This is a genomic window from Mesorhizobium sp. M2A.F.Ca.ET.037.01.1.1 (assembly GCF_003998075.1).
Taxonomy (GTDB): domain Bacteria; phylum Pseudomonadota; class Alphaproteobacteria; order Rhizobiales; family Rhizobiaceae; genus Mesorhizobium.
Window position 1 is genome coordinate 1 of record NZ_RZSA01001003.1, and the last position, 2,300, is coordinate 2,300.

Sequence of the window (2,300 nt, forward strand, 5' to 3'; positions counted from 1 at the left end):
GTCCAGCCGACGCTGGAGATCCGCCCAGGCTACAAGTTTAACGTCCTCGTCGACCAGGACATAATATTTCCGGGCGCCTATCGCGGGTGAGACTGGATAGCCCAAGAAAATCCGAAGGTCGGCTGGCCTGAGGGGCGAATCGTCGTCAGTCGGAGGGCACTGACGGCACGTGGCCGAGCAGGTCGAGCAAGGTCGAAAGGGCCGTCTGCTGCGCGTGCATGTCGATCATTGCCGTGACATGGGCGATGCGGGCAGGTCCCGCTGTATCGCAAGCCGCGACAGCCGGTGACTTGCGCCACTCCTCGTATCGGGCTTCGGCAGTGTTGCGAAGGCGTCGGTGGGTCCTGATTGCCTCAACTGTGATCTGTTCAAGATCCCGTTTCGGGAGATTCTCCGTCAGGCCGATCACCGGCCTCAAGGTGATCTTGTGCTCGGACTGCTTACAGCTGCCTAAATCGGTGGCCATTTTTACTCTTCTTGAAACATCGTCCGCGGTGCGCCCCCGCGAACGTCAATCCCTGATCCAAAGCCGGGGGTTGGAAACTGTACTCAGACAGTCCTGCGACCTTTAGCACCGAGGCACCTGGACATACGTCGCAGGCCCCCGGCCGTAAGGCCAGAGGATCCTTGGTGCCTTCCCGGTTGGCACCGACCGCTGAGTAGGGGTTTCCACCCCGAGGCAGCGCGTACTGCCCTGCCACCTTATAGAGAGGTTAGCCTCCGCTTGCCATGATCGGGTTTTGCGTTGAGGTATCGCCATGACGTTCAGCCCCAACTGCGGTTACGGCTGACGCTCAACCAAGCGGGCATCTTTTATTGCTACCGAGGGTGACCAAGCGAGAGAGGTATACAGAATTGTGGTTTGGGACTCGCGCAGTTTGCGTCCCTCCTAGATCAGCTTGAGCTTCGTTGCGAGGTGGGTTGCCTGCGGTAGGCTTCCGGCGTCGAGAGCCTTACGCGCATTGTTCAGGTGAAAGTTCACCGTCGCGAAAGACATGCCCTCGATCGCCGCTATTGCTCTCATCGATTTGCCCTCGGCCGACCATTTCAGGCAAAGAGCCTGCCTGGCGGTGAGCTCGGCCTGAACGCTCGCCGTTGGCTCGACTTCCTGGTGTTCGAGCCTTGCGTGGAGGAGCGCAACGCCTGTCACAGCCGCGAGCTGATCGATGTCGCGTTCCAGCGACAACGTCGGCTTGTGCGATGCGACGGTCAGCATGGACATGTGGCCAAACGCTGTCCGGATCGGGATCGAAATGCCGGACCGGATGCCGAAGTCGCCCGCCTCGGCGTAGAAGGCGCGAACACGGGACGATACCCTTCTCGGGCTCTCGGACGCCCACGTGAACGCCTCCATTCTTGCCCGCGCGGTCCTGACGACTGGATCGATATCCTTGTAGTCGCGATCCAAATAGCGCTGTTGCCACTCGTCCGCGTAGTTCGATACCGCGTAGCTCCGCACTGGCTGGATGTTCAGATAGGCATAACAATCGAAGCCGAGCTCCTGGACGGCATCGGTGAGCGCCTCCTTCAACATCGCCTCTGTTCTTGCCAGGGACGAGATATCGGACAGCTTCTGGAACCAGGTTCTCAGCACACTCGAACCTCCTGAGATTTGCTCTGAAAATGAAGCCGCGAGGTGTCCACCAATCCGTTTTCCTTCGCGTTTGCCGGGATACGCCACCGCTTAAGCGCTCGTAGATGGCAGGGTGTGAACGATCTTGAGAACTCAAGTGATTTCACAAGGTCACAGCTGCGAGACAACAACCTGATTTGTCGCGTATCCTCGAGGTGCGGAAGATCGGTCAGAGCTTGAACGAGGATGTTTGGCGAAAGTCCTTCAACGACACAACTCCTCCTGCTCAAAGAGCTGTAGCTGGAACGGCGTCTCTCCGCAGAGCAACAAGAAAACGTCGCCCTGCCGGTGGGGAGGACACCGGCAGGGCGAGCGGCGCCAAAGTCGCGGTCGCCGCAGGGCGACCGGACAGCGCCAACAGGGCGGTCTTTTGCCGACCAGGCATGGTTCCCAATGACCTTGGAGCCGACCGCAGCGTAGCGTAACGCCTTTGTTGATTGATACCGGCTCCGGTCACGGAGCACGGGCCGCTGGACCGGCAAACGGTCTCGTGGGCGAATACTCGTAAACGGCGTCAGTAAAGCTGTTGTCATGGAAAACCTCCGCAGGTCCATGTTAGCGACGAGACATCAAAGGGCCTCGCCGTTCCGCACCGAGGCTTGAGACTTGTGTCGCGGTCCAGATCCAACGAAACGGCGGGCTTCGAAGAGGGGGTAGAGCCGTCCGG

Annotated in this window: 2 protein-coding genes; both read right to left on the bottom strand. The window is 59.7% G+C overall.

The annotated features are described in order from the left end of the window. Positions 1–145 precede the first annotated feature (145 nt). Positions 146–466, bottom strand: a complete 321-nt coding sequence (locus EOA27_RS32550) for a transcriptional repressor TraM (protein WP_127258300.1) — start codon at positions 464–466, stop codon at positions 146–148. 423 nt (positions 467–889) lie between these two features. Continuing rightward, complete coding sequence (locus EOA27_RS32555; protein WP_245491230.1) at positions 890–1,681, bottom strand: autoinducer binding domain-containing protein; 792 nt, start codon at positions 1,679–1,681, stop codon at positions 890–892. Positions 1,682–2,300 lie beyond the last annotated feature (619 nt).

Bases quoted from the DNA above. Each gene is read 5' to 3' on its own strand.
- EOA27_RS32550 (WP_127258300.1), bottom strand. From the start codon at position 466: ATGGCCACCGATTTAGGCAGCTGTAAGCAGTCCGAGCACAAGATCACC.